The organism is Paenibacillus sp. FSL H3-0333, assembly GCF_038002805.1.
Lineage (GTDB): Bacteria > Bacillota > Bacilli > Paenibacillales > Paenibacillaceae > Paenibacillus_AQ > Paenibacillus_AQ silagei.
Genome location: NZ_JBBODG010000001.1, coordinates 5,765,700 through 5,788,550, shown reverse-complemented (window position 1 = coordinate 5,788,550; position 22,851 = coordinate 5,765,700). Strand labels below are relative to the sequence as shown.

General features: G+C 53.4%; 19 protein-coding genes. 12 read left to right on the top strand and 7 right to left on the bottom strand.

The window, feature by feature from the left end; genetic code table 11:
- The first annotated feature begins 122 nt into the window (after positions 1-122).
- From MHH78_RS25595 to MHH78_RS25580, 4 genes are read left to right on the top strand one after another with little or no spacing between them, the layout of a single operon-like run.
- A complete protein-coding gene (locus tag MHH78_RS25595; RefSeq protein WP_341169253.1) occupies positions 123-1,949 on the top strand; it encodes a cache domain-containing sensor histidine kinase in 1,827 nt (608 codons plus the stop codon).
- Positions 1,942-3,585, top strand: a complete 1,644-nt coding sequence (locus MHH78_RS25590; protein WP_341169252.1) for a response regulator transcription factor — start codon at positions 1,942-1,944, stop codon at positions 3,583-3,585. The genes MHH78_RS25595 and MHH78_RS25590 overlap by 8 nt, the downstream gene beginning before the upstream one ends.
- A complete protein-coding gene (locus tag MHH78_RS25585) occupies positions 3,579-4,358 on the top strand; it encodes a glucosamine-6-phosphate deaminase (protein WP_051478021.1) in 780 nt (259 codons plus the stop codon). The genes MHH78_RS25590 and MHH78_RS25585 overlap by 7 nt, the downstream gene beginning before the upstream one ends.
- Positions 4,355-5,530, top strand: a complete 1,176-nt coding sequence (locus MHH78_RS25580) for an N-acetylglucosamine-6-phosphate deacetylase (protein WP_341169251.1) — start codon at positions 4,355-4,357, stop codon at positions 5,528-5,530. Before MHH78_RS25585 ends, MHH78_RS25580 begins: the two co-directional genes overlap by 4 nt.
- An 840-nt stretch (positions 5,531-6,370) precedes the next feature.
- Here the strand turns inward: MHH78_RS25580 and MHH78_RS25575 are convergent.
- A complete protein-coding gene (locus MHH78_RS25575) occupies positions 6,371-6,940 on the bottom strand; it encodes a YdeI/OmpD-associated family protein (protein WP_076078230.1) in 570 nt (189 codons plus the stop codon).
- Between the two features lie 400 nt (positions 6,941-7,340).
- Between MHH78_RS25575 and MHH78_RS25570 the strand changes: the two genes are divergently transcribed.
- Complete coding sequence (locus tag MHH78_RS25570; protein ID WP_341169250.1) at positions 7,341-9,419, top strand: methyl-accepting chemotaxis protein; 2,079 nt, start codon at positions 7,341-7,343, stop codon at positions 9,417-9,419.
- Here the strand turns inward: MHH78_RS25570 and MHH78_RS25565 are convergent.
- Both MHH78_RS25565 and MHH78_RS25560 read right to left on the bottom strand, forming a co-directional pair.
- Positions 9,399-10,298: an NAD-dependent epimerase/dehydratase family protein gene (locus tag MHH78_RS25565; RefSeq protein ID WP_341169249.1), complete on the bottom strand. Its 900-nt coding sequence runs from the start codon at positions 10,296-10,298 to the stop codon at positions 9,399-9,401. The two genes, MHH78_RS25570 and MHH78_RS25565, sit on opposite strands and share 21 nt — an antisense overlap.
- 51 nt (positions 10,299-10,349) lie before the next feature.
- Positions 10,350-11,120 carry an RNA polymerase sigma factor gene (locus MHH78_RS25560; RefSeq protein ID WP_341169248.1) on the bottom strand — a complete coding sequence of 257 codons (771 nt, stop codon included), beginning with the start codon at positions 11,118-11,120 and terminating at the stop codon, positions 10,350-10,352.
- On the opposite strand from MHH78_RS25560, the gene MHH78_RS25555 reads away from it, so the two are divergent.
- Together MHH78_RS25555 and MHH78_RS25550 are read left to right on the top strand one after the other, a co-directional pair.
- Positions 11,064-11,876: an ATP-dependent Clp protease proteolytic subunit gene (locus MHH78_RS25555; RefSeq protein WP_341169247.1), complete on the top strand. Its 813-nt coding sequence runs from the start codon at positions 11,064-11,066 to the stop codon at positions 11,874-11,876. The genes MHH78_RS25560 and MHH78_RS25555 overlap by 57 nt on opposite strands.
- Before the next feature lie 19 nt (positions 11,877-11,895).
- Positions 11,896-12,102, top strand: a complete 207-nt coding sequence (locus tag MHH78_RS25550; protein ID WP_076078250.1) for a hypothetical protein — start codon at positions 11,896-11,898, stop codon at positions 12,100-12,102.
- A 201-nt stretch (positions 12,103-12,303) separates the two neighbouring features.
- Here MHH78_RS25550 and MHH78_RS25545 read toward each other — a convergent pair whose 3' ends face one another.
- On the bottom strand, positions 12,304-14,178 hold the full coding sequence (locus MHH78_RS25545) for an acyltransferase (protein WP_341169246.1): 1,875 nt from the start codon (positions 14,176-14,178) through the stop codon (positions 12,304-12,306).
- Between the two features lie 187 nt (positions 14,179-14,365).
- Here MHH78_RS25545 and MHH78_RS25540 point away from each other — a divergent pair, with 187 nt between their 5' ends.
- The 3 genes from MHH78_RS25540 to nspC all read left to right on the top strand — a co-directional run bounded on the left by MHH78_RS25540 (position 14,366) and on the right by nspC (position 18,075).
- The gene (locus MHH78_RS25540) at positions 14,366-15,187 is read left to right on the top strand and encodes an AraC family transcriptional regulator (protein ID WP_341169245.1); all 822 of its coding nucleotides are present in this window, start codon (positions 14,366-14,368) and stop codon (positions 15,185-15,187) included.
- 525 nt (positions 15,188-15,712) lie between these two features.
- Entirely contained in the window at positions 15,713-16,912 is a 1,200-nt protein-coding gene (locus MHH78_RS25535) for a saccharopine dehydrogenase family protein (protein ID WP_036702452.1), read from the top strand.
- Between the two features lie 26 nt (positions 16,913-16,938).
- Entirely contained in the window at positions 16,939-18,075 is a 1,137-nt protein-coding gene (nspC, locus tag MHH78_RS25530) for a carboxynorspermidine decarboxylase (RefSeq protein WP_341170379.1), read from the top strand.
- Between the two features lie 98 nt (positions 18,076-18,173).
- Here nspC and MHH78_RS25525 read toward each other — a convergent pair whose 3' ends face one another.
- The 3 genes from MHH78_RS25525 to MHH78_RS25515 all read right to left on the bottom strand — a co-directional run bounded on the left by MHH78_RS25525 (position 18,174) and on the right by MHH78_RS25515 (position 21,370).
- Positions 18,174-19,211 carry a hypothetical protein gene (locus MHH78_RS25525; RefSeq protein ID WP_341169244.1) on the bottom strand — a complete coding sequence of 346 codons (1,038 nt, stop codon included), beginning with the start codon at positions 19,209-19,211 and terminating at the stop codon, positions 18,174-18,176.
- Positions 19,201-19,707 (bottom strand): RNA polymerase sigma factor, encoded by a 507-nt coding sequence (locus tag MHH78_RS25520; RefSeq protein WP_339255203.1) that lies wholly within the window; start codon positions 19,705-19,707, stop codon positions 19,201-19,203. The genes MHH78_RS25525 and MHH78_RS25520 overlap by 11 nt, the downstream gene beginning before the upstream one ends.
- Positions 19,708-19,837: 130 nt before the next feature.
- A complete protein-coding gene (locus MHH78_RS25515) occupies positions 19,838-21,370 on the bottom strand; it encodes a stalk domain-containing protein (RefSeq protein ID WP_341169243.1) in 1,533 nt (510 codons plus the stop codon).
- 190 nt (positions 21,371-21,560) lie between these two features.
- Between MHH78_RS25515 and MHH78_RS25510 the strand changes: the two genes are divergently transcribed.
- Positions 21,561-22,184, top strand: coding sequence for a deoxynucleoside kinase (locus MHH78_RS25510; protein WP_076078256.1), 624 nt, complete (start codon positions 21,561-21,563; stop codon positions 22,182-22,184).
- Positions 22,181-22,834 carry a deoxynucleoside kinase gene (locus MHH78_RS25505; protein WP_341169242.1) on the top strand — a complete coding sequence of 218 codons (654 nt, stop codon included), beginning with the start codon at positions 22,181-22,183 and terminating at the stop codon, positions 22,832-22,834. The genes MHH78_RS25510 and MHH78_RS25505 overlap by 4 nt, the downstream gene beginning before the upstream one ends.
- Positions 22,835-22,851 lie beyond the last annotated feature (17 nt).

Sequence of the window (22,851 nt, the reverse complement as noted above, 5' to 3'; positions counted from 1 at the left end):
TTGGAAGCGCTGAATAGCCCTTTTTTACCCGGAATAATAGATTGAAATGAGCTGCTGGAGGCGGAAAGCTGATATGATAGAGGCATAGAAAACGATAGTCTGATTGTGAAGGAGGATTGCCATTGCTGCCTAGAGGATGGAGACTCGGTTTTCGCAATAAGCTGCTCGTCGCTTCTCTGCTCTGTCTGCTGCTTCCCGCCTCTATTACCTTATATATCTCCAATTCCTACACCGAGCATATCCTCCGCTCCCAGGTGATTCAGAATGAACGCCGTTCGCTGGAGCAGGAGAGCCTATATATCTCTAACCTTCTCAGCAATATGGTGCTGGTGGCGAATTATATCCAGTTCGACCCCGGCATCACTCTTATTCTCAAAGAAAACTGGCAGCGCAATAAGCTGCACGAGCCTGATACCGCCAAGCATATTCTCGATTTCAAAGAGGTTACGGACAAGCTGAACAGCGTCACTTCCATGATGGAAAAAACGTTCGTCACCGTCCTCACCTCAGATGGACAATATTATTCAAACTATGCTTACGCCAAGCTGGATATCGGCGCACTGCTGAAGCAGCCCTGGATGGAGCAAGCCCGCCAGCAGCCTGCCTTCGAGCTGTATTGGGCGGGTGTGCTTGCCAACTATATTCCGACCGCTGCCCCAAGCAGCCCGCAGGTGCTGACCATTGCCAGGAATCTCAAGCTGTCCTCCAATTCAACCTACGCTACCTTGATCATCAGCATCGCCGAGAGCCGGATCAGCCAGATTTTCAATGACAACCGGCAGGGCCAGGAGACGCTGCTGATTGCGCCTGACGGAACCGTTCTTGCCGCCAGGGACAAGACCCGGCTGGGCCGGCCGTTCGCGCTTATGGATGCTGTGAAGCATTCAAAAGGTTCCGGGTTTATGGATTACCGGGGCGAGCAATATCTGCTGAGCAGCCTGGAGATTCCTTACGGGAATTACCGGATTGTCAGCCTGTCGCCATACCGTGAGGCCGTGAGCCAGATCAGTGCCACCCACCGCTGGAGCAGTGCCGTGCAGATCGTATCGGGCGCTTTTTTCCTGCTGATTCTGGTTCTGCTGGTCCGGCAGTTCACGAAGCCGGTGATCCGGCTGGATCAGGTGGCGGCGAGGGTGGACAGAGGAGAGCTGGGCATCCGCTCAGGCGTTCGCGGCTATGATGAGATCGGACGGCTGGGCAAGTCCTTCGACCATATGCTGGACCGGGTGGAGCGGATGATTATCCAGATCAAGGTGGAGCAGGCGCAGAAGCGCAAGGCCGAGCTGGCGATGCTGCAATCGCAGATCAACCCCCATTTCCTGTTCAATATTCTGAATTCGATCCGCCTGCGCATCATGATGCGGGGCGATGAGGAGAATGCGGAGCTGCTGTTCTCGCTCTCCCGGCTGCTGCGGATGACCATTCAACAGCGAGATGAGTACACTACCCTGCATGATGAGCTGCATATTGTCAGGAGTTATGTGGAGCTGCTGAATTTCCGCCAGTCCGAGGAGGTGTCGCTGGATACCGATTGTACTTCGGAGAGCCTTGGCGTGAAGATCCCCCGCTTCCTGCTGCAGCCGGTCATCGAGAATGCCTACATTCATGGTCTGCATCAGGAGAGCGGACGTATTCTGATCCGGACCCGGACGCAGGATCACCGGCTGCTCATCGAGATCGAAGACAACGGGCAGGGGATGGATGAGGTAACCTTAAACCGCCTGCGTGCCGAGTTAAGCTCTGAATGGCAAGAGAAGGAAGCGATGCCGTCCAGCAGACTGGCCCATATCGGCATGTCCAATGTCTATGAGCGGCTGTATCTGACTTACGGTGTTGCCTTCCAGATCACGATTAACAGCCTGCCCGGACAAGGGACGACCTTCCGGTTCGTGTTGCCTGAAGAGATTCCGGATCAAGGCTATGAAAGGGAGCGTGGAAGCGATGTATAGCGTAATGCTGGTGGATGATGATCAGCCGGTACTGGACTTTCTCTCGGCAATGATTCCCTGGGACGAGCTTGGATTAACGCTGCATTCGGCCTGCAAGAATGGTCTGGTTGCCCTGGAGAAGGCACAGGCTGATATGCCCGATATTGTCATTACGGATATTGGCATGCCCTATATGGATGGTCTGGAGCTGATCCGCGAGCTGAAGCTGCGCAGCGAAGAGCTGCGTGTGGTGGTGCTGTCCTGCATGGATGACTTCACGTACGCCCAGCAGGCGGTGAAGCTGATGGTGAGCGACTATATCCTGAAGGAGATGATCAGCCGCGAGCTGATTACCGGTCTGCTGCGGGAGCTGTGTGAGGACCTGCGCCGCAGGGATGCGGACAAAGCCCAGACGCTGAAGTGGAAAAGCATGGCCGAGCATCAGAAGGTGCTGCTGAAGCAAAGTGTGCTGAGGCGCATCGCTGCCCGCGAGCTGCCGGACAGCGAATGGCGGGCAGACGCCGCCGAGCTGGGAATTATGCCGGATCTCACGGCCCATGTAGCCGTGCTCTGCCGGATTAGCGGCAACGCCGGGGAGAGCGAACCGGAGGAGCTTGCGCTAATGTCATGGGTGGAATCCGCCGCCGAAGCCGTGCGGCAGGAGGATACCGCTGCCGTGTGCCTGCCCTACAGCGGCCGCGATTGTGTGCTGGTCTTCAGCGGCGGTATGGGCAATGGAGCGGACTCAGGCCATATCTCCATGCTGGGCAGCCTGCGTTCCGCCATTCAAGCGCTGCCGGGGGTTACGGCTTCCTTTCAATATTTATGTATACCGGCGGGCAGCGGGCATTTCCGGGAGGGGATCATTGATCTGCTTAGTCAAGGCCGCGAATATGCCTTCTATCTGAAGCCGGGAGAGCTGAACGGCCTGAAGATGCTCCCGCCGTTCACGGAGGAGGATCTGTTTCTCCATTATGCCGAAGCCGCGCAGGAGATCCGTGAGGCCTTCCTGGAGGAAGCTGCCGACAGGCTTGCGGCCTTGCTGTCGAAATGGATGGATACCATCCGTGCCAGACGGTATGCGCCGCGCCAGGTGAAGGAGTGGATGCTCAAGCTGCTCTACGATAACCAGATGCGTCTGATGGCCCGCCAGCAATACCAGTCCACCTTTTCCCTGGAGCTGCTGCATGATACCCTGACGGCCATTGATCATATTGATCATCTGGAGGAATGGTCTCAGCAGTTCTTCAGCGAACGCCTGCCAGTGATCCGGGAGATGTACCAGGAGACCCGCCGGGATGAGATCAAGAAGGTGAAGCAGTATGTAGACCGCCATCTGAACCGCAAAATCACCCTGGAGGAGGTGGCGGAATACACGCATTTGAATTCGAGCTATTTCAGCCGCCTGTTCAAAAAAGAAACCGGAATGAGCTTCATCCACTATGTCACCCATACCAAAATGGAGCAAGCTAAAGAATGGCTGGATCAGTCTCCGCAAAGTGTGGAGCAGGTAGCGGAGCAGCTTGGATATGAGAATAAAAGCTATTTTACGAAGCTCTTCAAGCTGCATACAGGCACTACGCCCGGAGAGTTCCGGGGGGAGGAAGGCAGCCGGTCTGCACAGACATTAGGCACAAGGAGGCACTACCCATGCTGAGCATCAAACCGATTCATACGGAACTGTCGGGCGCTATGCTTGTCCGCGTATACAAGAACCGCTCGCAGCTCGGAGCTGCTGCCGGGCGTGAGGCAGCGGCGGCCATCCGGGCGCTGCTGGCCTCCAAGGCACAGGTGCGGATCGTGTTCGCCGCTGCACCCTCCCAGAATGAATTTCTTGCAGAGCTTGCCGCTGCGCCGGATCTGGACTGGAGCCGGATTACCGCGTTCCATATGGATGAATATATCGGCCTGCCGGCAGGCTCTCCGCAGAGCTTCGGCAGCTTCCTCCGGGAGGCGCTGTTCGGCAAGGTACGGCCGGGAACGGTCCATTATCTGAACCCTGCCGCCAGCCCGGAAGCCGAATGCAAGCGTTACGGACGGCTGCTGGCGGAAGCGCCGATCGATATCGTCTGCCTTGGCATCGGGGAGAATGGTCACCTGGCCTTCAATGATCCGCCCGTGGCAGATTTCAATGACCCGCTTCCTGTGAAGCTGGTGGTACTGGATGAGGTCTGCCGGAACCAGCAGGTGAATGACGGGTGCTTCCCCAGCCTGGCGGAAGTACCGCAGCAGGCCTTAACGTTGACGATTCCGGTCCTGCTGTCTGCGCAATGGCTGTTCTGCATGGTGCCGGGCGCTTCCAAGCGCGGTGCAGTTACCCGCACGCTGCATGAATCTGTCTCTACGGCATGTCCGTCCACGATCTTGCGCGAACACGGGGATTGCCGGATGTTCGTGGACACCGACTCCTTTGGGGCGGTCCTCTCATGAACATTGACGCACTGCATTACCGGACAGGCGAACCCGTTCGGGTTCACGTGGAGGATGGGGCGATTGCTGCCATTGAAGCCTTGGGCATACGGGAGCTGCCGCTGGAGGAACGGGAGGGGCTTCCAATGGTTGCGCCGGGCCTGGTGGATCTGCAGATCAACGGCTATGGCGGATATGATTTCAATCATCCGGCACTGGGTGCAGAGGATGTCAAGAAGGCGGTCCGCGCTATATGGCGGGAGGGGGTGACCGGCTTCTACCCGACTGTAATTACCGGCGCTCCGTATACGATTCTCGGAGCGATGCGGGCGATTGCCCGGGCCTGTGAGGAGGATGAGGCCAGCGCTGCTACGATTAAGGGCATCCATCTGGAAGGCCCGTTCCTCTCGCCGGAGGACGGGCCGCGCGGGGCACACGCGCTGGAGCATATCCGTCCGCCGGATACGGCCTTGTTCGACCAGTGGCAGGAGGCTTCGGGCGGACGAATCTCTATTGTGACGCTGGCCCCCGAGTGGGAGGGGAGCGCGGAATTCATCCGCCACTGCGTACGGCAGGGAGTGACGGTCTCTATCGGGCATACGTCAGCGGATGCTGCGCAGATTGCCGGGGCGGTTGCCGCCGGAGCGCGGCTGTCCACGCATCTGGGCAATGGCGCCCATGCTATGCTGCCGCGCCATCCGAACTATCTGTGGGCCCAGCTCGCCGCAGATGAGCTGTGGTGCACATTGATCGCCGACGGCTTCCACCTCCCTGATGAGGTGCTGAAGGTGGTGATGAAGGTCAAGGGCCAGCGGGCGCTGCTGGTCAGCGATGCCGTTGCCCTCGCCGGGCTGCCGCCCGGCAGCTACGACACGCCGGTCGGCGGCCGTGTCGTGCTGACCCCGGCGGGCCGGCTGCATCTCGCCGGCGAGCCCGGGCTGCTGGCGGGTTCGGCGCAGATGCTGCTGTGCCACATCGCGCGCCTTAGCGCCGCGGGCCTGGCCAGCCTGCCGGACGCCTGGGACATGGCGTCCGTGCATCCGGCAGGCTTCATGGCCCTGCCTGCGGCCGCGGGCCTGGCGGCCGGAGCGCCGGCGGATCTGGCGCTGATCCGCCGCACCGGGCCGGGCGGCGGCGGGCTTGCGCTGACGGCGCTGTGCCAGGCCGGCGGCTGGGTGTACCGGCGGGAGTGAGTGAGCGGCGGTACGGTGAGCACAGGCCCCCGGTTACGGGGGCCTGTTATGATTTGGAAGTGAATCGCTCAAGTTGAGCGATTACAGGCGGAGGGTGCGGCATGGGCTGGGCATGGGCATGGGTATGGCTATTGCGCCAACGTCTGCTCCACGCCAGTAACATTAATAGTAAATGTATTCGGTTTTCCGTATACATGCACCCCGATCGCCTTCACGCAGCGAAATGTATTCGGTTTTCAACATACATCCGCCCTGATTACCTTTGCGCAGCACATTGTATTCGGTTTTCCGCCTACACTCGCACTATGTCCGCACTAGAGTCAACGTCTGCGCCAGCGCCTGGACCAGCAGCTGCATCAGCATCTACAAATGTATCTGCATTAGCCTCAGCACCAGCCTCACCGTCTGCATCTGCCCCATTCTCAGGAGATAGTTGGATTTTAGGCACTTGTTCAGGGGCGGAAGGGGCCACAGCGAGTCGTAGTTGGAAAAATAGCACTTAATATGCTGGCATCAGAGCCATAGATGGAGTTTGCACGAAAATAAATGTCATAAATCCAATTAATTTCCGCGAGCACTCCAAAGGACCTAGAATAAGATACGTTTTTCCAACTATATAGATTTAACTTTTGCTTTTCTGTTAAGGGATGACCATGACTCCAGTGAATGTTTGGCCCTCCGGCAACCCCAGTTACTTTCAATGTACCTAGCTCATATCCCCACACTTGCCGTTTGCGCAAACCATTCGGGAACTACATGCCCCCACCTGTCAGGACAATTTGCCCGAAATCAAACTCACCAACAGAACTAATAATCCACCAGAACTACACTCCAAGCGAACTAATCCTCCAGCAGACGCCCGTTGTCATGCCACTGGCCGTACATTTTGTTAACTCTGGTGTTCTCTATGAATTTGTTCAATCTACGTTGGAACAGCTCCGGCTGGCGGATATAGCTCTGAATGGTGTCGATCCGCACCCGCTGATATAGCGCCGGAAACGCCAGGAAATTCTCATACACCTGCGCATCCTCCTGGAGCTTTTGTAGGATACCCGGATCTATCTTAAAAGAACGGATATCCATATCCGGCAGGACTCTGCATCCCTCCCCGCGCATTAATCCCAGCTTCTCAAGGCGGCGGACCCGCTCTTTATTAAGCTCGGTCCATGAGCTCCGCCGTCTCCGGGGAGACAGCCGCTGTAACAGCTTCCCTCCAGGGTTCACCTTCTTCACCCCATCAATCCACCCGAAGCACAAGGCTTCTTCAACTGCATCCAGATACAGCAGAGTATCCGGGAGAGGCTTCAAGCTAACCTCTACTTGGCAAAAGGGTTCTACCGTGCTGTTCGCCAGCAGCCACTGCCTCAGTTCTTCTCTTGTTTTGGCTGCCACCCAATTTTCGTTACCCATTGGTAAGCCCCCCCTTTAATGATCTGTCCTTTACGTATTCCTTGTTTAACCTATCGTTTCACTTACCATTTCACTCACCGTCTAACCTATCCTCTAACTTATCCCCTAAGCTCACCCGCTCTCTAATTCAATCCCTCCGTACACTTAACCTATTTTCTCTCCGATAACTGTATCTCCTTACACATTATATACAATAAAAAGTGACAACAGCCTGTCATATATTCTTCAGCTATTTCCACTGGTGCGGGACTATTTTCACGGTTGTTAACACTTTCGCAACACATTCTTTACGCTGCGCATACACAACTTGAGAGAGTAATTAATATCCGGCTTTTACAATGAGGTTATTAGCATAATATACCTATTGCCAAGAGAAGCTTGATATGAAGGGATGATACTTTTGAAGGGGAACCGGCTGCACTTTTCGATGAAATGGAAGCTGATCTTGAGTTTCTCGGCGATTACACTTATTTTTCTGGGCGTGGCTGTGTACCAGGGACATAAAATCAAGCAGGTCGAGCGATCCATGGAACGGCAGAAGAGCGAAATGGAGAATAGAATTACGGTCTCAACCATCACCCAGCAGCTGCAGGAGCTGAACCGTGCGGAGACTTCCTTGGCGGATTCCAGTGACCTGGAGCAGGCAGAGCCCTTGAAGGAGAAGCAGCAGCAGCTGTCCACGGAGCTGGCCAAGGTAAGTTTTGAGCTGGGTACGCCTGCTTCTGCGAGCTATAAGCTGCTGTCTGCCCAGGCCGCAGAATACAGCGCTCTGACGAAGGAACTGGTAACAACAATGTCGGACGAGACCCTTGACCCGCTAAGTGTTTTGGAGAAAATCGATGGTATACATACGAAGGCGCTTGCGCTGAATCAGGACATGCTGAAGACTAACGGTGAGCTGTACACCGCTGCTGCTGCCAATGCTGATCAGGCCCAGGGAGTCTCCTTCGCCCTGCTGGATGATACGGTATCCATCGTGACGTACGCTGCAATCGCAGTGTCCCTGTTCCTGCTGGTGCTCGCCTGGCTGCTGATCCGCTCGTTCCTGTCACCGGTGCGCAAGCTGCAGGCGGCGCTCAGACAGATCGCGGAGGGCGATCTGCGGCAGCAGATTAACTCCCCGTACAATGATGAGCTGGGACAGCTGAGCCATCATTTCGACCATATGGTGGGCAGGGTACAGGGGATGCTGCGGCAGACGTTGTCTGCTGCGGGTTCGCTTGCCGATTACGCGCAATCTTTTCAGGGGTCTTCGGCGGTTACAGCGCATACTAACCAGAATATTGTCAGAACCATACAGGAGATTTCACTTGGAGCAGACCAGCAGGCCAGCCAGTCGGAGCAGAGCACCCAGCTCCTTGAGGAGCTGGTCTCCGGGGTTCAGGAGATTACTGACTATACCGATGTCATGCTGACTACGAGTGAAGCCGCTAACCGGAACAGGCAGCAGGGCTCGGATACCGTTACGGCGCTGCGCCAGAGCTCCCAGCATTCCCGGGAGTCCATCAGCAAGGTCTACGGGGCGCTGGACAAGCTGGTGAACCAGTCCAAGGATATCTCACGCATTATTCATTCGATCACCGAAATCTCGAAGCAGACGAATATTCTCTCACTGAACGCAGCGATTGAAGCTGCCAGGGCGGGGGCAGCAGGCAAAGGCTTCGCCGTGATTGCCGATGAAGTGCGGCAGTTGTCCGTACAGACGAATGACTCCTCGGTGCATATCAGCAGGATTATTCAGGAGCTTGGGGCCGGTATGGCGGATTTCCAAGGACATATGATGGAGACCCGGGACCGTCTGGAGCAGCAGGACCATCAGGTGGAACAGACCCTGGCTTCCTTCGCCGCTATCGACGAATCGATTACAGGCATCAGCACACAGATCGGGCAAATTCACCACAAGGTGGAACAGACCCGTGTCCTCAATTCGCGGCTTGCCGAATCTGTACATTCTGTTGCGGCTGTAGCTGAGCAGACGGCGGCCGGAGTTCAGGAGGTGAACGCTTCCAGCACCCAGCAGGATCAGGCCATCAGCGACATTGCAAGGCAGGCCGGGGAGATTAATGAAATCTCGCAGCGGCTGTTCCGGGAAATCAATGTGTTCAAAATATCGGAGGCTGCTGAGGCCGGATCCGAGCTGGGAGCAGCGTCTGAGCTAGAGCCAGACCCAGATTCCGATTCAGATTCAAATGCAAGTTCAGCACATGCAGATACAACGGTTCGCGGGATGGTGCAGGAATCGGAAGAGCAGCAGGAAGCGGAGACTGCCGGGGGAATCCAGCCCAAGCTACAGCGGGAGATGCATACGAAGCAGACGGAACAGACAGCAAAAAGGGCAGAAGCCGGAATTCACCAGCCCCTGCCTGCGGGAATACCGGTGCAAGATAAGCCTGCGCCCGGCCTGAGTACGCTTGTTAACGAACCTGATAAAGAGATCTCCAAAGAGCTGGAGGAGGAGCTACTGGTCTTGGCGAAGTGAATGGGTCAGCGAAGAGACCAGCTCCGGGAACCACTCTGATAAGGACAGGAATCTGAAGCCCGCGCTGCGGGCTTTTGCCGTATCCATGAACCAGGATGCACCGATGCCAAAAGGCGATTGGTCCGCTTCCGCCGCCTCACTCTGGACGATAGCCGTCCTTCTGGTGATCTGCTCGATGATGGAGATCACTCCGCCGATGGTTAATGTACCATCCGAGCAGGCGTTCACCGGTCCCGTGACGGCTGAGCCTTCCCGGCCCAGCCAATGCAGGAAATCAGCCGCTTCATCCGAACGGATGAACGAGATCTCCGCCTGCGGACTAGGGATGCCAACCGGCCTTCCCGCCAGAACATGCTCGATGTGAAAATGCAACCGGCGCGTATAATCATCCGTGCCCAGCACAATCGGAAAACGTACCGCAGCCACCGGGAAATCGGCTGTCTGGAGCAGAACGGCTTCGGCTTGTCTTTTGCCTTCCTGGTAACTGATATCCGTCTTCCCGCCAGACTTCAGCGGATAATGCCAAGGATCGAAGTCCGTTTCAGCCAGCGCCTCCGGCTGCGGATCGTACACGGATAAGCTGGAAGTCAGGATATACCGCTTGGCCCGCCCCGCCCAGATCCGCACAGCTGCTGCTGCCTCATCCAGCGTGTAGCAAATGTTATCGTAGACGATATCCCATACAGTGTCCCCGACAGCCTGCTCAAGCGCCGCTTCATCCGTCCGGTCCGCGGCCAGCCGGGTGACACGCTCACCGAAGGAATCCTCTGTTAGGCCCCGGGTCAGAATGGTGACCTCGCTGTTCGGGTCCTGGAGCAGCAGCTCCACCAGCCTTTTGCCGAAAAATCTCGTCCCTCCAAGCACAAGCACCTTCTTCATGGGATCACCTCTCCTAAGTTATAGTCAGAGCTACTGCTCCATTCATCCGTATTATGCAGCCATCCGAAGCTCACCGTATGCAGGCGCTCCATAGGTATAGGCGTATCTCGCGTTGTCTGTATACATGGTATACACGGACTGAACCGTAAACGTGCTTACAGCAGCGGTCACCACCCCGGCGTTCTCCTGGCGGAGCAGCTCCAGCAATACTGGAATCCGCCCTTGCTCATAAGCCTCAGCTAGAGCCCGCAAATACCCCCGGTAATCGGCATCCTGCGGAAGCGCGGGGCCTTCATGTTGGATCAGCTCCTCCCGGACCTTGCTCAAGGCCTGGCGTGCACGGTGAAGCGCCGCTTTTACCGCGCCTTCCGTGGTTGCCAAGAGTCCGGCGGACTCGGCGGCTGAATACCCCAGCACATCGCGGAGGACCCAGGCGGTCCGCTGCGGCGGCGAGAGATGGGCGAGCAGCGCCTGAAAGGTCAGATCCGTCTCGGTCAGCTCCTCTAGGGCTGCCGCCGCAGAAGCTGGATCGGATGACACTCCAGACCTTTCCATGGCACGGATGAGCGACCCCTGGCGGCGGGAGGCGTCAATCCAGGTATTCTTGGCAATCCGCAGCAGCAGGGCTTCGGGATTGGGGCTGATGGTGAACTTGCGGTAGCCGAGCGCTTTGGCCCAGGTCTCCTGCGCCAGATCGTCGGCGTCGAAGCGGGAGCGGGTGAGCGACAGGCAGTAGCGCTGCAGCGTTTTTCCCAGCTCCTCCAGATGTCTTGTCTCCATAGCTATCGTATCCGGTGTCCGGTGATGTTCAAGCGTCGTCATAGTAGCCCTCTCCTTCGATGGATTGTGTTGCTTCTATTATATAAACGAACGGCACAATGTAAAAGATACGCACTCCCGCTATTTCCGCACATGCTGCGTCTTCCGTATCTTTTCGGGCAGGCTGACCGTTTACAGGGTATCCACACTAAGACAGATCAGAGGAGGCACACCAGAATGAGTGTAATACCCTATGTGATTGAACAGACGGCTAGAGGAGAGCGGTCCTACGACATCTATTCCCGGCTGCTGAAGGACCGGATTGTATTCGTAGGTGCGGCAATCGATGACGGGCTGGCCAATAGCATTATCGCGCAGTTGCTGTTCCTCGCGGCGGATGAGCCGGAGAAGGATATTCAGATGTTCATTAACAGCCCCGGAGGTTCGACTACCGCAGGCTTCGGTATTTATGATACGATGCAGGTAATTAAACCTCAAGTCAACACAATCTGCACCGGTTTTGCTGCTTCGTTCGCTTCTCTACTGCTGTTGTCAGGCGCTACCGGCAAACGGTCGGCCCTGCCGAACAGCGAGATTATGATCCATCAGCCGCATGGCGGAGCGCAGGGGCAGGCGAGCGATATTGCCATCAGCGCCAGACGTATTCTTCAGATCCGTAAGAAAATTGTCGGCATCACCGCGCAGCGGACCGGCCAGCCGCCGGAGAAGGTGGAGAAGGATATGGACCGGGATTATTTCATGTCGGCTGAGGAGGCACTGGAATACGGAATTATTGACACCATCATCACCCATTTGTGAGACGAAGGAGAGGAAGAGCATGCTGGAAGCGCTGAAGGGACAGGAAGTTCATATTCATTTTTTGGATGGTACAAGTGTTAGGGGAGGCGTACTGGAGGAACTGGATGATCGGTTCGTGAAATACAGTACGGAGTATCAGACCCTCTACATTCCCATTACCTCGATCCGGGCGGTAGAAGTGCAGACCAAGGAACGCGAGCGTCCGCGCGTCGGCTTCGGGCAATAGTAAAAAGCGCGAATGAGGAGCAAAAGTGCCCCTGAAATCGCCGAAAGTGACTGGGGGGCGCGAATGAGGAGCAAAAGTGCCCCTGAAATCGCCGAAAGTGATTGGGGAGCGGGAATGATGCGCTTATAGATCTAAAAAACGGTACTGTCCTTTAAAGCGACGGTACCGTTTCTGTTTGTAAAATAGGTTTATTTAGCAGCATTACTCCACGGATAACGAGAAGGCAGGCTCCAGGCGGTGCACTCCCTTCGGGGAGTAGACCAGGGCTGAGCTTAACCCGCACAAGTCCGCCAGCAGATAGATAATGCTTAGCCACATCTCCGTGCCCTGCAGGCCGGTCTCCTGCTGCCGGGACAGCTGGAAGGCGAAGCCGCACCCGGGAACCCAGAAGGGCAGCACTTCGCCGAGCAGCTTCTCCGCCCAAGCGCGGATCTCCGCCTGCCGGTAATCACTCTGCTTCTGGCAGAGCCAGAGCGGGTGGACGACATCCAGCACGTTGCAGGCATTGAGCGCGTCCAGGCGGAAGAAGCGGCGGTCCCGGCTGTGAGCCAGCACGGTATCAATGCTGCGCTCCGGGTACGGCAGGGGCAGACCGAACTGGGCGTAGGTAGCGCGGGTAAGCCGGTAAAAGCCGTTCACCGGCTGCAGCCACCCCTCCTTCGCAGTAGGCAGACCCCACAGCCCGGAGTCCCGGCGGCAATGCGTCGCCAGCCAGCCGAACAGATCATCCGGGCGCTTGCCGGAGCCGAAGGACTTCAGATTGTGATACAGGCTGGTAGCATAGCAATCGATCCAGTCGCCAGCGCCCCAGGAATTGTCCGCCCATGGCAGACTATTAAGCTGCTGGTACAGTGTCACGGTATCCAGATTCTCGGCCACGGCAACGGGGTAGGGCAGAGCAGAACCTAACACCTCCAGTGCGTAGCCTACAGCAAGAAGATGATAACGCGAGAGATGATCAGCTAATCGCTCCGGCTGATCCTCCGGTCCCGGCGGCGACCACGGGTCGGGCAATAATCCGGTCCGGCTATCCTGGAACTGCTGTAATGTGGCGATCAGCTCCTCCTTCGTCCAGCCAGGCGGCAGGCTGCCGAACATCGCCGCAATCTCCACCGCATCGCAGTAAGCCCGGACTGTCCGCTTATATCCCGGCCGGTCCCGGAATAGCTTCTCTCCCTCTAACGTTTCGGAGTAGAACTCCAGCAGGGGAGTTAGCTGCTCCTGCACCTGCTTGCTGAAGTCTGCCAACAGTCCATAAAGTGTCCTAAAAGAGGGGGCAACTCCATCACCCGGCCCTGCGTTATCTCCCGCTGGCTCAACGCCCTCGCCGAACAGTTCAACGCCTGTCTCCAACCGCTCACCGTTTTTCCCCAGCCCCTTACTTCTTTCCTCCCTCTGCCCAGATTCTCCCCCCAAATTAGCCTCCTCAATTCCCATTCCATCCTTCATCTTCATCACTGATTCCTCCTTGTCCTTGGTGGCCTCAGCCGTTGCAGCTGCCTCCCCGGCCAGCCGGCTGCGGATCAGCTTGGCCGGATTGCCGCCTACAATGCTGTACGCAGGTACATCGCGGGTTACTACCGCCCCCGCCGCAACAATGCTGTGCGACCCGATCCGCACTCCGTCAAGAATCACAGCATTAGCCCCGATCCACACATCATCTCCAATGACAATGCCCTTGACTGTCAAAGGCTGACGGAAGACAGGAACATCCGTCAGAGCATAGCCGTGATTGAAGCCATATAGACTTGCATGGGAAGCGATCCGCACGCCATTTCCCATGGTAATATCGCCTGACAATATGCTATAGCTGTTAATGGAGCAGTCGCTGCCTATGACCAGGCGTGTACTGCGGACAATCGCACCTCCGGCAATGTAGCTCCGGTCGCCGAGCGCCAGCTGATCCGGCAGCACGATGGCTTGCGGCGAGACGAAGCAGGCTTCTCCGAAGGTGCAGGGATAATCCGCAGCAAGCTGCTGCTGGTGGCGGTCCTGCTGAAGCCGTTCTTGCTCGGACAGGCCAATCCAAGGCATGTAATCCAGGGCTTGTGCTTGAGTGGACAAGGTTTCAGTCATCTGGTATCTCTCCTTCATCATTCCAGCCGTTAATGTCCTAAGTGTAGCAATGAATGCAAGGGAGTGGCATGGTATAATGAACAGAATCGGAATGTCAAAAACGCTTCAGTATTAATCTCTGGTTGATCCCATTCCTGATTGATCCCATCTCAGGTAAATGGCAAGCCGAGAAACGGAGGAGCTATACATGGAGGAGATTCCACAGAATTTGGTGATGGATATCCACTGGATTCATGACAAGACCACCTTCCCGCACTGGAAGGATATCCGTCAGAATATACAGGTACACAGCCTGTACTGGATTCAGGAGGGAGAGGGAGTGTTCCGGACAGACACAGAAGATCATCCGGTGTCGCAGGACATGCTGTTCTATCTGCGGCCGGGCCTGTCCATGGAGATGAGCAGCGGAGGCGGGAAGCCCCTGAGGATCACCATGATCCTGCTGTCGCTTTATACGTTGTCTCCTTCAGCGGATAATCAGGGGAGGGTGGAGCCGCTTCATGCACTGCCCTTGCCGTTCCACCTGAAGCCGGGGAGGGAGCCAGGCAGACAGCTGAGTCAGCTGTTCCGCCAGATTGCCGGCGATTTTGTTCCAGGTAATCCCGGAAGCCAGCTTAAGACTCAGGCGCTGCTCTATGAGCTTTTGTACGAATTATTTCAGGCTAAGGATAGCGGTAATCCTGACCGGGGGCAGGGCTATGAACTGTTCTTACGGATTAAGGAGGAGCTGGAGCGGCGCTACAGTGAACCCTTGCAGATCCATGAGCTGGCGGTGCGCTACGGCATATCCTCCTCGTATGTGCGCAGTCTTTTTCAGCAATATCTGCACAAGAGTCCCAAAGGGTATTTAAGTGAAATCCGCTATGAACATGCGAAGAAGCAACTGCTGTATACCAGGCTAACCCTGAAGGAGATTGCTGCCGCCTGCGGATACAGCGATGAGTTTCATTTCAGCAAAGCCTTCAAGCAGCTCAGCGGACAGCCACCGTCTGCGATGAGGTCCCGCTAATCCCGCAATGGCTAGGCACGACAGAGGTATGAGATAGTGAGGGTTACGCATAATAAACGGATGGACCGGACCGGATCAGATTAGTTAACATTGGGCGACCTTTACAGTTATCAGTTAACGGCAGCGAAAAACGGGTAAGTTATTATAATGTGACTCATCTGCACTTTTGTCCGGCTGGCCTTGCTTAAATTTGAAATAAAAAAGTTGAACAACACCGCCGTTGTGATATAATTATCCGGTTGGCCTGATGGACTGACATGTGGACGGGACCCTAAGCTGATTTTCAATTTATTAAGCTTAAAAGCGAAGGAAAATGAAGGATTTCAGTGCAATGAAGTGAATTACAGAGTATTAATGTAGAAAACTGCAGATTTTACACGGAAGATCACAGTTTTTGTCGGATTTTATTGATTTATTGAGAAAGTTTCTGTATAATCAGCGTTGTTGATTTTTCATAGGATGTAGCCTGTTCCAGAGTGCAAGGCTAATAACTAATAACTTAAGCATAATTAGGGGGTTATTAATTTGGGAAAAGCGTTAATTATTGGCGCTGGCGGTGTAGCGAGCGTTGTTGTTCATAAATGCTGCCAGAACCCGGATGTATTCGAAGAGATCTGCATTGCCAGCCGTACGGTGTCGAAGTGCGATGCGCTCAAAGAGAAGCTGGACGGGGGCCTGACTAAGATTTCTACGGCCAAGCTGGATGCTGACAACACGGAAGAGGTTATTGAACTGATCAAGAGCTTCCAGCCGGATGTCGTGATTAATGTGGCTCTTCCTTACCAGGATCTGACGATCATGGATGCCTGCCTGGCTACCGGAGTGCACTATGTGGATACAGCGAACTATGAACCGCAGGATACGGCGAAGTTCGAATATTCCTGGCAATGGGCTTACAAGGAAAGATTCGAGAAGGCCGGAATTACAGCGCTGCTCGGCAGCGGCTTTGACCCTGGCGTAACCGGTGTGTTCACGGCTTATGCGCAGAAGCATTATTTTGACGAGATTCATACGATTGATATTGTAGATGCGAACGCGGGCGACCATGGTTATCCGTTCGCCACCAACTTCAATCCTGAGATTAATATCCGCGAGATTACTGCGAACGGACGTTACTTCGAGAATGGCGAGTGGATTGAGACAGCTCCGCTGTCTGAGAAGAAAGTATACGATCTCCCGGAGATCGGCCCGAAGGATATTTACCTTTTGTACCATGAAGAGTTAGAATCCTTGGCAGTTAACATTCCTGGTGTGAAGAAGATCCGCTTCTGGATGACCTTCTCGCAGAACTATCTGACCCACCTGAAGGTGCTTGAGAATGTCGGCATGACTTCTATTGAGCCCATTAATTATGAAGGTAAAGAGATTATTCCTTTGCAGTTCCTGAAGGCCATTCTGCCTGACCCGGCTTCCCTGGGACCAAGAACCAAAGGTAAAACCAATATCGGCTGTATCATTCAGGGCACCAAAGACGGCCAGCCCAAAACCTATTATGTCTACAATGTCTGCGATCATGAAGAGTGCTATAGAGAGGTTGGCTCCCAGGCCATTTCCTACACTACTGGCGTTCCTGCCATGATTGGGGCGATGATGATTATCAAAGGCATCTGGAACAAGCCGGGTGTACACAATATCGAAGAGTTCGACCCGGATCCATTCATGGATGCTCTGAACAAACACGGCCTGCCTTGGCAAGAAGATTTCTCGCCGACGCTGCTGGATTAAGGCGCATGACTATGAAGAACAAGGACATCGATATTGATATCAGCAATCTTCCGTCCCCTGCGTATCTGGTGGATGAACGGCTGCTGACGAAGAACCTGGAGACCCTGAATTATGTGCAGGAGAAGAGCGGAGCCAAGATTCTGCTTGCGCAAAAAGGCTTCTCCATGCACGCCATGTACCCGCTGGTAGGCAAATATCTGCATGGCGTAACCTCCAGCTCCCTGTTCGAAGCCAGGCTGGGCTTCGAGGAGATGGGTAAAGAGGTCCATGTCTATGCTCCGGCTTATGTGGACCGCGAGTTCGATGAGCTGCTTCGCTACAGCGATCATATGGTGTTCAACTCGTTCGACCAGTGGAACCGGTTCAAGCAGCGCGTGCAGAACGCACCGAAGCAGATTAGCTGCGGCATCCGCGTCAATCCAGAGTATTCCGAGATTGAAGTGCCGCTGTATGATCCTTGCTACAATTACTCCCGCATGGGCGTAACCCTGCCGAACTTCCGGCCGGACGAGCTGGACGGTATTGACGGCCTGCATTTCCATACCATGTGCGAACAGAACTCGGATACGCTGGAGCGTACGCTTAAGGTCGTAGAGGAGAAGTTCGGCCAGTACCTGCACGGTATGAAATGGCTGAACTTCGGCGGCGGGCATCATATTACCCGTCCTGACTATGATCTCCACACCTTGATCAAGTGCATTCTGCACATGAAGCAGACGTACAATGTGGAGATCTACCTGGAGCCGGGAGAAGCGGTTGCGCTCAATACCGGTTATCTGGTAGCCACGGTACTGGATACGATGCATAACGGCATGGATATCGCGATTCTCGATACTTCGGCGGAATGCCATATGCCGGATGTGCTGGCGATGCCTTACCGTCCGGGCATTATCGGTGCCGGAGAACCGGGCGAATTCGCCCACACCTACCGGCTCGGCGGCATGACCTGCCTGGCGGGGGATGTTATCGGCGATTATTCCTTCCCGGAGCCGCTGAAATACGGCGACAAGCTGATCTTCACCGACATGGCGCATTACTCCATGGTGAAGAACCACATGTTCAACGGCGTCAACCTCCCGGCCATCGCTTCTTATAATGAAGCAGAAGGACTCAAGGTGATCCGCGAGTTCGAATACAGTGACTTCAGCGGCCGGTTGTCTTAACGAATAGCTGCGAATGAATATATAGATGCAAAATAAAAGCGCCCCTTCAGCATTGGCCGAGGGGGCGTTTTTGTGCACAATTTAAACCGGACTAACAATCAGCGCGGAACCGTGTTTATCGGAATCTTTTTACCAAAGAATACGAAAGACTCGATTTCTTTATCATTTATAACATTATCAAACGTTTTTAGTGTAATCAGCTGGTTGCTCACATAATGACTTGCAGACATTCCGGTAAAAATGCGGGTTGTCTCTGAAGTGCCGTCCTTAAAGTTAATTGTGATAGGTAAGTCATCCAAATATATATTTGGACCAATTTCTTCTAATTTGAAGGCGAATTTATTAATCTCTTTTAATGAATCGCTCTCAATTTTCAAGGTGATGGAAATTGGCGAGACAGAGATCGTCTTTAAGATTGCCTTATAACCATACAGTGAAATGGCCTGATTAATCTGATGAAGGGTAGAATACTCTTTGAAATCAAGCTTAAGTGAGGTTTCCCAGGAACCAGATACTACGGTATCAAAAATACCGGGAAACGGATCAGCAGCTTCTAAATCTCTAAAAGTAATATCAACAGTTTGACCAGCTAAGGAATTATCGGTCATTATATTCATAACCAAGCTAATTTTGTTGTCATAAGGATTCCCATCATCGAGTACCTCGTATCCTGTACTGTACGAGCTTTGATTAGAGTTGATAAGGGCATGAAAACGATAGCGGGCTGCATTCAAAATAGTGCCTTTAGGAGCGGTAAAGTCCATTAAAATGTAAGTTAGATTGCTGTCACCGATCACCTGCTTAATGGCAACAGACCCCTGCTTATTTTTAATTGTTTTATTTATTGTATAAACGCCATTGGACATATGTACAACCTGATTCTTATTGGATGGTTTAAGAAATTGAATCAGTGCTTCATCAAGTCCTGTATATACTGCTGCAAAAGCTGTAGTGGTTAAACCAACCATCAGTACAGCAGCAATTATAGTATATCTTCTAAGTTTTATAGGAGAAGTTTTTCTTTGACTTCTATATTCGATCTGGCTACTTGTTAAAAGATTTTGAAAGATTTTTTCTTTTTGATCATTTGTTGGAGTCAAAGCTTCAAAAACCTTACGGATATTTTTAATCTTCAATATAATTCCCTCCCAAATCCATCTTAAGTCGTTTGCGGCCTCTAAATAATTGTGTTTGGACCGTGCTTTCTTTGCGACCTAACATTTCAGCGATTTCCTTTACTGTGTATTCCTCTAAATAATATAGATACAAAACGGTTTTGTATTTTTCGGGGAGTGAAAGAAGTTTTGAAACAACTTTACCCGAAGGCTCAATACCATTCCAAATGACAATCTCCGGCAAAGGTTCCAATGCCACACGGCGGGTTCTCCACCAATGTTTAAGGATATCTTTGCAGTAATTCCTAGTGGTTACTGTCAACCACGCTTTTTCATGCTCGTGGTCGTTAAAGACCATTGGAGTGTTAATTAGTTTGAGAAATACAGATTGAACAGCGTCTTCAACATCAACAGGATTTTTTAAATATATATAGCAAAGCCGGTAGACCATATCTGCATGTCGTTGATAGAGTTCAGCGAATTCTTTATCTGTGTCTAACAAAGAGCTGGATTTCATTATTTCGCCTCCTATAAACAACACGATTGAAGGTTTCAAAATATCTCAAAAGGCGAATTTTAGATTAAAAAAAGACCATTCTCCATTTGAGAATAGTCCGCTAATATTCTTGTGACAGGAGAGAATCCCCTTACTTCATACTAATCGCAATTCTGCTCTCCTGCGGCAGCCAGTCAACCTTCGCCCCAAGCTGTTCGCTGATGAAGCGCAGCGGCAGGTAGACGGTGCCATTAACTACAAACGGCGGCGTGGCCAGAGTGACACTTTTGCCATTGACGGTGGTGGCTCCGTTCACGGTATTGATGATGATGGATAGCGGAGTTTTATCGGCAGCGGTACCGGTGATCGTTACTACTTTGTCCATGGAATAACCGACAGTAGCGCCCATCTTGCTGAACAGCGAACGTAGCGGAATGAAATTCTGTCCGTTACGGGTAATTACTCCGTTCGTGAAGGCGATGGATTCGCTATTCAGGGTAACGGAGATCGGCTTCTGCATCGGGACAGGCTGCTTATAGCTGAATTCATAAGTACCGTACCCTAGTTGAGCATTCTTGTTCACGCCCCAGCCCCAGAGCGTGCCATCGTTTTTCTGCATAATGACATGTCTTCCGCCGCCTTTTATCGACTGAATATCGGAAGCAAGTAAGGTGAACTTTGCATTCGGCGACATAAGCTCTGCAGCAATCGAAGCTGCATAGACTTTGCCGTCTGAGGTCAGGGCGACAATAGATTGTTCAACAATGTAGGCATCGGTCACCTTGCTGATTCCTGAGAAGACTACCGGAACGGGTTCATCCTGATATGTGGTTCCATCCGAATATCCGGTGACCGTGGAGCCCCAGAACCATAGACGGGATTGCTTGTCAATCGCGAGCCGGCTGCGGCCATTGTTGTACAGCGCCTGAATATCTTTTAAGCCGGAAAAAGGGGTTGCAGTTATCTGCGCCGGGTCACTATAGGTTTCAGGTAAATAACTATCCTGGTCCGGCCAGGTCCAGACGCTGCCATCCTTGCTGAGCGCATAATTCTGTTCGAGCTGCACAATATCCTTCAGATTGGGTACGGGTGTAAAAGTGGCAAGTTCGTCAATGCTGGTCCAGACCGTCCCGTCTGTCTTCAGGAACAGATAACGATCCCAGCTGCTAACCTTATCGTTAAGCTTGTTGCTCTCATAATATTGAGAGATAGCTGCAACGTGATCCAGGCCCGGAACAGGCGCAAACGGTGGGGTCGTATTATCGTCAGTTGACGTAACTGAAGTATATACCGTACCCTCTCCGGTGACTGCTAAATGACGCGGGTATACTCTTTGGAAACTGGTTATATTCTTCAATTCCGGCACTGGCGTAACTTCGATGGCCATCGTCCGGGCGTTGCTCTCCCACTTCCAGACCGAGCCATCCTTGGTGGTTACCATTGCGCTGTAATATAGCGGGAAAGAAGACTGTACATCACTTAGTCCGTGTACCTGCGTAGGTACGGACTTTGTCTCACCCCAGACCCACAGGGAACCGTCATCCTTGATCAGATAATCGGGTCCGTAGGAAGCGATGCCGGAGCCACCACCACTAGCTGCTGCTGTTGCAGCCTCGGGAGTCCCAACAGTCAGACACGCCGTCAAACCCATCACCATGCTCACAAGCAAATTTCTTTTTTTCATCAAGATATCCTCTACTCTCTTTAGGAAATTACTGAATTAGGTAAATAAATGAATATATTACCTTGAATATAGACGCTGCATAGGTGCGAAAAGTTTCTTTGAAAATTAACCGTTGCTGGCGGCGCTCCTGTGGTACAATAATTTAGTCTGTTTTTGGAATTGTCCGTACTTGAGGAGGAAATTAGCGTTAATGAAACATGCACCTTTTATAGCCGTGGAAGGCCCGATTGGAGCCGGTAAAACCACCCTCGCCACGATGCTCTCCACCGAATTGCAGCTTCCGGTCATTAAAGAAATTGTCGACGAGAATCCGTTTCTGGACAAGTTCTATCAGAATATGGACGACTGGAGCTTCCAGCTTGAGATGTTCTTTCTCTGCAACCGGTTCAAGCAGCTGGAAGACACGACTGTGCAGTACATAGATCAAGGGAAGCCGGTCATTTCGGATTATCATATCTATAAGAATCTGATCTTCGGGGAACGGACGCTGAAGGGATCGAAACGGGACAAATACCGTGAGATCTATCATATTCTGACCGATGATTTCCCCAAGCCGAACATTATTCTGTATATCCGAGCGGATCTGGATACGCTGCTGGCCCGGATTGCCAAGCGTGCGCGTACCTTCGAAGAGATCATTGCCCCTGCCTACCTCCAGCAGTTAATTGAGGATTACGACGATGCGATGGCATCACTGGCCCTCCGCGAACCGTCCACCGTAATCGTCACGATCGACGGAAATCAGGTGGATTTCGTGGAGAACCCGGAAGATTTCACCGCCATCGCGGAACAAGTAAAGGAGCTTATGAAATGAACACATATAACATCCCGGATCACGCCATTATTACGGTAGCCGGTACGGTCGGCGTCGGCAAATCGACACTGACCGCAGCACTGGCGGGGCGCCTGGGCTTCCAGACCTCACTGGAGCAGGTAGATCATAACCCGTACCTGGAGAAGTTCTATCACGACTTCGAGCGGTGGAGCTTCCACCTGCAGATCTATTTCCTGGCGGAGCGCTTCAAGGAGCAGAAGAAGATGTTCGAGCTGGGCGGCGGTTTCGTGCAGGACCGTTCGATTTATGAAGACACCGGGATTTTCGCCAAAATGCACGCCGACCAAGGCACCATGTCCCCGACCGATTATGCCACTTACACCAGCCTCTATGAGGCCATGGTGATGACGCCATACTTCCCGCATCCCGATGTGCTAATCTATATTGAAGGCAGCCTGCCTTCGATCCTGACCCGCATCAATGAGCGCGGACGCGAGATGGAGATTCAGACCGACGTCTCCTACTGGGAGCATATGCACGGCCGCTATTCCCAGTGGATCAACGAATTCAGCGCCTGCCCGGTGCTGCGGCTGAATATTGATGAGTATGATGTGAAGGACCCGGCTTCCATGTCGGAGATTTTGACCCGGGTCAGCGCGGTAATTAACCGGACTGCAGTGGGGAAATAAATAGTTAGAGTGAAAAA